Source organism: Hydrotalea sp. (assembly GCA_030054115.1).
GTDB lineage: Bacteria > Pseudomonadota > Alphaproteobacteria > JASGCL01 > JASGCL01 > JASGCL01.
In genome coordinates this window covers 6,185-12,237 of the sequence record JASGCL010000039.1, presented here as the reverse complement: position 1 = coordinate 12,237, position 6,053 = coordinate 6,185, and the positions used below count along the sequence as shown (strand labels likewise).

At 47.4% G+C, this 6,053-nt stretch carries 5 protein-coding genes and 1 tRNA gene; 3 read left to right on the top strand and 3 right to left on the bottom strand.

Going from position 1 to position 6,053, the window contains the following annotated elements:
- Positions 1 to 1,802: hypothetical protein (locus QM529_06595; GenBank protein ID MDI9314322.1), on the bottom strand; the 1,802-nt coding region annotated here is incomplete at its 3' end.
- 854 nt (positions 1,803 to 2,656) lie between these two features.
- Between QM529_06595 and QM529_06590 the strand changes: the two genes are divergently transcribed.
- Complete coding sequence (locus tag QM529_06590; protein ID MDI9314321.1) at positions 2,657 to 3,427, top strand: hypothetical protein; 771 nt, start codon at positions 2,657 to 2,659, stop codon at positions 3,425 to 3,427.
- 249 nt (positions 3,428 to 3,676) lie between these two features.
- Complete coding sequence (locus QM529_06585) at positions 3,677 to 4,444, top strand: hypothetical protein (GenBank protein ID MDI9314320.1); 768 nt, start codon at positions 3,677 to 3,679, stop codon at positions 4,442 to 4,444.
- Between the two features lie 91 nt (positions 4,445 to 4,535).
- Here the strand turns inward: QM529_06585 and QM529_06580 are convergent, their stop codons facing one another.
- Complete coding sequence (locus tag QM529_06580) at positions 4,536 to 5,342, bottom strand: undecaprenyl-diphosphate phosphatase (GenBank protein ID MDI9314319.1); 807 nt, start codon at positions 5,340 to 5,342, stop codon at positions 4,536 to 4,538.
- A gap of 207 nt (positions 5,343 to 5,549) precedes the next feature.
- Here QM529_06580 and QM529_06575 point away from each other — a divergent pair, with 207 nt between their 5' ends.
- Positions 5,550 to 5,780 (top strand): hypothetical protein, encoded by a 231-nt coding sequence (locus QM529_06575; GenBank protein ID MDI9314318.1) that lies wholly within the window; start codon positions 5,550 to 5,552, stop codon positions 5,778 to 5,780.
- Between the two features lie 139 nt (positions 5,781 to 5,919).
- Here QM529_06575 and QM529_06570 read toward each other — a convergent pair.
- Positions 5,920 to 6,027, bottom strand: a tRNA-OTHER gene (locus QM529_06570).
- Positions 6,028 to 6,053: the final 26 nt, after the last annotated feature.

Genomic DNA, 6,053 nt, shown 5'->3' with positions numbered 1-6,053 from the left:
AGGGCGAGGGGGCCGGCCTGGGCGGTGTAACTGGTTTTGCCGCCGGCCTCGTGGCCTTGGTAATTGCTACCATCGCCATAATAAATCACATTTTTTAATTCGTGGATATATTTGCAATTGATGTCGGCATGCAAAAAACCATTGTCATATTCCAACGCCACCTGGGGCGCGATAACAATCCCCATGTCGTCTTTGTAATTGCCACCGCTTGCGGCATTGTCAGCCGGTGACAACATTTGGCTTGCACCGCTGGCCGATTGCTGTAAAGCACCCAGCCCGCCCAGGCCTAATAATTGCGTATACCAAGCGGGCTGTGTCTGTGTGCCGCCTGCTTGCGCCTGCTGTGCCGCGTTGGTTACGGCGGTTTGTAATTTTGCCAATTGCGCTAAAAAACCTTGATTGGCATTCATGGCGTTATTTTTATTCTGCGCAACATCTGGCGCGAGCGTCGGGTTTGATGATTTCGCCAATTCTGCGCCAACTTGCCAATATTGAATGCTCAGGTTTTGTTTTTGTTGCAATGCCAGGGTATAATCCAATTGTGCCTGCACGTCCGTTGGGTTGGCGGCGGCGGCTTGCTTGGTGGCAATATCGGTTGACAAGCGGAAAATAGCACCAGCGGTTGCGCCATATAAGATGTCATTATTCCCATTTGGCACAGCACCCAGCGCAACAGCCGAATAGGTCTGGGTGCTGATGTTCCATGGACTGGGCAGGGTATAGCGGACGCCGTTGCCCGATATAGCTGTCAGCGGGTTTTGAAGTAAGGATTTTATTTGCGCGTCGCTCATGGTGCCGGTGTAGGTTGGGTCGGCGGCCTTGATGGTGGCAACCGCCGCCGCAAGTTTTGTATCAAAATCGGCCTGGTCGGCAACATAAATACCCGTGGCCTGCGCCCCATTGTTGCCATTGGTCAACATTGCCGCGGGAATACATGAATTGGTTGGCAAGGTGATATTGCCACCGCCGCTGATATGAAATAACCCATAGGTGCCGTCGCGAACCGTTTCCCCCACCGAATCGGTGAAGTAGGGACAATTATTATTAATAGCAGGCGTGTTGTCATTACCATTTGAATAGGTATAGGCCGCACCACCCGCCACCCGCGTGCCGTTGCTGGCCGCATTGCCGCCGCTTGGCCCTTGCTTGCTGACCGCCAGGTCGGAAATACTAACCCCCACCCCGACGCCAATTTTTAATCCCCAATTATTGGCTTTATCCAATTGAAAACGATAACTGGGGGTCAGGGTAATCACGTGAAAACCCGCGTCGTAATTATAGGTGCCGGCTGAATTGGCTTGCTCCGCCCCCGACGCGCTCGACCATTTTTGGGCAAAACCCAAATAATCGGCCGACAGCCCCCAGCCAGACGAATGAACATAACCCAACGACGCCCCGTAACCAAGGCCGCCATTTTTCGTTGCGTTGGTGGTGCCACCATCACCGCGATTCCACGTGCCGGGCAAATTAAAAACATAACCAACATTGCCGGTAAGTGTAATTTTACCGCGAATGGTATCAGCCAACAACGTGCCACCGCCACCGCCGCCGCCGCCGATGGCTTGATTGGCCGTGGTGTCTTCCTGCGCCATGGCAAGGGGCGGCGGAATAATGGCCAAGTTCGCGGCAAATACCGATAAGGCGATGCGCGCCATGGTCTTGCCCGCGCCATGGTTATGGGCGACCCATGACCCGGCCACTGGCGGCAAGGCCCAATTTTTTGTGGTTGGCGGTGTAACCCGGCGGGCGTTCACCCGCGCGGCACCGACCCGCGATGTTTTATTTTTTTTCCAATGATTCATAACAACAACTAACTTTTATGCCATCATTATGCTGGCGGCCGAGATGACCCAATCGCCACACACAATAATACACCCTAAAATGTCCCCCTTTTTCAGTCTTGATTCTTGCCCACGCAGACAAACGCGGGATTTTTTCAATCCTTGGTTGCTTTGCCGCTTGATTTAAACATCTAAGCGTTGAATTATTTATTCTTTATTAAATTTATTCATTTATGCAATAGCGTTATATGGTTTTTGGCTGAAAATGTCAAGCAAAATATGACTCTTTTTTAGCATTATTTTCTTGATAGTAGCTTTTTTACAAAAATATATTCCTTCATAATATATTATTTTTTTATCACCATAAGAAAAAATAATAATAACTCAATATTATTTTTAGAATATGACTCCCTACAGCTATATATTTCTTTTTTAAAAATAATTTAGGTTTATATTTTTAATACAACTTTTTATTTTCTATCCAAAAAATAACAACTTGTTCGCCGCGCCCTCCTTGCCTGCTGGTTGTGCCCGCGCACCGCAAACCCGCATGATATAAAAATGTCTTACAGCGATAATAAAGATAGTTTTTTTATAAATCGGCATTATGCAATATATAAATCTTGCTTTCTGACTGATAAAAAAACTATCAATCTTGTAATCGCGGTTAATTCAAAAAGTTATTTTGGATGATTTTATATTATAAACATCTTGTCCGCCGATGGGGTTCTAGCTCACGGATATTATTGTAAGGTAATTAACCGCATGGCCTTACGCCTTACCTTACCCTTCCCTAAGTTATTGGGATATTACACAATGAAAAATTATTGCGCCTGCAATAATTTTTAAGCAATTTATACGAGGAGTTTTGTATTATGAAAAAAAGCTTAAAGAAAAAAATATTATTATCAGTCGCGGCAACCGCCTTATTGTTGGTTGGCACCATGGGTGGCCAAGCCCACGCCCAGGATGGTTCTAACCATAACGCCAACCTGTTGGTCGATGTTATCGGCGGCAAGCTATTGATTAAGGCGAATGTTGGCTATGCTTATAATTTTGCCAATAATTGGGATCAGCTGACGGCCAACAAAGAAAGCTTTAACAGAGCCGCCGCCAGTAGCACCTTAGGTTACGGGGCAACCGTTGGCTATACCCATTGGACAGGGTTCGGCATGGCGGTTGATTATTTAGGGTTTGACCATAAATGGAGTGCCGCCGCCGCCGATGGTAACCAATATGAAAGCCTTGACCGGTATAATGTTGTTACCTTTGTCCCGAGCTATGATTTACGGCTTGGCACGCTTGGCATCCGCGCCGGGCTTGGCCTTGGCTTCAGTGTGACCAGCAAGAAATGGAATTCTGCCGCGGTCGACACGCAGGAAGGGGCCGCCGCCGTGGTCGGTGCATTAACCGGCAAGGCAACCAGCAACTCCGACTTCATCCTCGCGCCCGAGGTAACAATCGAATATGACAATGGATTGTTGCACCTCGACCTCAACGCGCGTTACATGCACGAACTGAAGGACGTGAGTTACACCGCAAGTGGTGACGACGGGCAATCGTCCGGCAATCAAAATGTTTCCTACACCGCGAAATCTGGCCCACTGGCCATGTTTGTCGGTGCGGGCTTGGGTTTAAACTTCTAGGGTAAAACTTCTAGGATTTTTTTCCTCGCGTTTTTAGAACCAAAAAAACCAAGGGGAAAAAGGCGGTTAGCAATAACCGCCTTTTTTTTTGTCGCTATGGCCGCCTTTCCTTTTGGCTCAATCGGTGAAGCTATGCCACAAGCTAGCTGTTACCATCAGGGTTGTTGTGCGCTCCTTTGATGTTGAAGGGCGTTGAGGTTATCGGAAAAATATTAACTTCATTACTATTTTTTTTTAAGGAGTAAAATAATGATACGCACAACAACAAAAACAATCTTACTTTCCATGGCATTATTGGCGTCAGCGGGCGCATTAAATATCGCAACCAGCACACCAGCCAAGGCCGAGGGTTACAATAGTAATTTATTGCTAAATTACGTCGGCGGCAAATTCGAACTAAGCGGCTCGGTCGGTTATATTTATAGTTTCGCTAGCAATTGGGTGCGGGCGCAGGACGGCCAGGACAGCACCGACAAATCGACGGCCGCCAGCAGTTTTGGTTATGGTGGTAGCCTGGGTTACATCCACCGTTCGGGTTGGGGCCTAACGACCGATTATTTGCGGTTTGAGCATAAATGGCTCAGCGCGACCACCGACGGCAACAATTATGATTATAAGGAAGCTTATAATATCATTACCTTCACCCCCAGTTACCGCTTGAACCTTGACAGCTTTAACCATTTGGGGTTGCGGGTTGGCCTTGGGCTGGGGTTCAATGTTGCCACCAAAGATTGGTCGCCAACCGAATCATCCAACGGCGGCACGAGTGGTTCGGCCAAGGGGACCGGCGGGTTTATCTTCGCGCCGGAGGTTGCATTGGAATATGATTACAGCCTGTTGCATATCGACATAAAGGCGCGTTACCTGCACCAGGTGGCCGACATGAGTTACAACAGCACCACCGACCACGAAAATAGCAAGTCAGGGGAGCCCGCGCCGAGAAGCACCCTTACCTACACCGCGCGGTCTGGGCCATTGGCGGTGTTTGTCGGCGGCAGCTTGGGTATGAACTTCTAAAGGTTGATTGTCATTGCATGGGCAACGGTGGCGGGGGCGGGGGCGTTTTTAAAAATATATTCGTTAATAATATATTGCTTTAAGGCAATAGTTATAAAAATTTAAAAACCAAGCCAGCCGCCACCAGCAGGCCAAGGCCGATGCGCCACCAAGCAAACAAGGCCAAGCCATGTTGTTGCAAATAACCGACCAGCCATTTTACCGCAATCACCGCGGTGATAAAGGAAACAACGAAGCCGCATGCCAACACGCCAATATCGTTGCCGGCCAACATATCCGTGCCATGTTTTAATAATGTAAACCCCGAGGCCGCCGCTAACGTGCCCACCCCCAACAAAAATGAAAATTCAATCGCTGACGCCAACGATAAACCGACAAACATGCCGCCCAACATTGTGGCCAAACTGCGGCTGACGCCAGGCCACATCGCCAAACATTGCACCAGACCAATCACCAATGCCTGCCGCCAGGTGATGTTTTCAATCTTACCCTTTTTCTGGTTATAACCGCGCGGCAGTAACAAAATAACCAAACCGCCCACTAGCCACGCCACCACCACCGGCCACAGGCCGAACAGGAATTCCTCTATCTGTTTATCGAACAGGACGCCCAGCACCGCCGCCGGCAAAAATGCCACCAGCAAATTTTTTAATAATGCCAAGCCGTTTTTATCGCGCCTAAACAAGCCGGCCAATAATTGCAAAAACCTGTCTTTATACAAAAACAACACGGCAAAAATCGCCCCACCCTGAATGGCAATAATATAGGCGTGATTAACCGCCGTGTCGGCCAAACCCAAAAGTCGCGCCGCAAGAATAAGATGCGCGGTCGAGCTGACGGGCAGGTATTCGGTAACCCCCTCGACCATGCCCAATATAATTGATTGAAAATAATTCATCGCGCAATTTCTATAGCAGTATTTTGTTTTTTGAACAATATAGCGGTAACGCGCAGGCGGCAGAAAATAATGTCTTGAATTGCTAAGTAAAAAACACTATAAATGGGTTATATAGCGACTCTACAACATAAAAAATAATCGATGGTGACATTACCACCTTGCTTTGTTTTTTAACCTTTAAAAAAACTTGAACAGAAAGTAACAATTATGAAAAAAACATTATTATTGTCAGCGATAATTTTGTTGGCCACCGGTTGTGCCAGCAACTTAACATCAAAACAACAAGCCGTCAAAGCTTGCAACGACGACCCAACCCTTAAACAATATTCGGCGGACAGCAAAAAAGGTTTGCCACCATATAATTGCGCCAGCTTGCGCCAAGGGCAAAAATTGAAAAACGAAGTCGACACCACCAAAAAGGTGCCGCTCGGTAGCTAAAAAAAATAAAAGGCGATAAAATATCAGAACAAGATTTTTTTATCACTTACCATTTTAAAAAAACCCACGCGCAAGTTTTTTGCGTCGTGGGTTTTTTTTTAGGTTTTTTTTTATCGCCTTCCCGCCCATTACATTTTTATGGCGTTCCCGATTGGATTCGAACCAACGGCCCGCGCATAGGCGTAAGCCTATCGCCAAACAAATGCTAAAAAATAAGTTTTCTGCCACTTATTGGTTTTTATGGCGTTCCCGATTGGATTCGAACCAACGGCC

Bases quoted from the DNA above. Each gene is read 5' to 3' on its own strand.
- QM529_06590 (MDI9314321.1), top strand. From the start codon at position 2,657: ATGAAAAAAAGCTTAAAGAAAAAAATATTATTATCAGTCGCGGCAACC.
- QM529_06585 (MDI9314320.1), top strand. From the start codon at position 3,677: ATGATACGCACAACAACAAAAACAATCTTACTTTCCATGGCATTATTG.
- QM529_06580 (MDI9314319.1), bottom strand. From the start codon at position 5,342: ATGAATTATTTTCAATCAATTATATTGGGCATGGTCGAGGGGGTTACC.
- QM529_06575 (MDI9314318.1), top strand. From the start codon at position 5,550: ATGAAAAAAACATTATTATTGTCAGCGATAATTTTGTTGGCCACCGGT.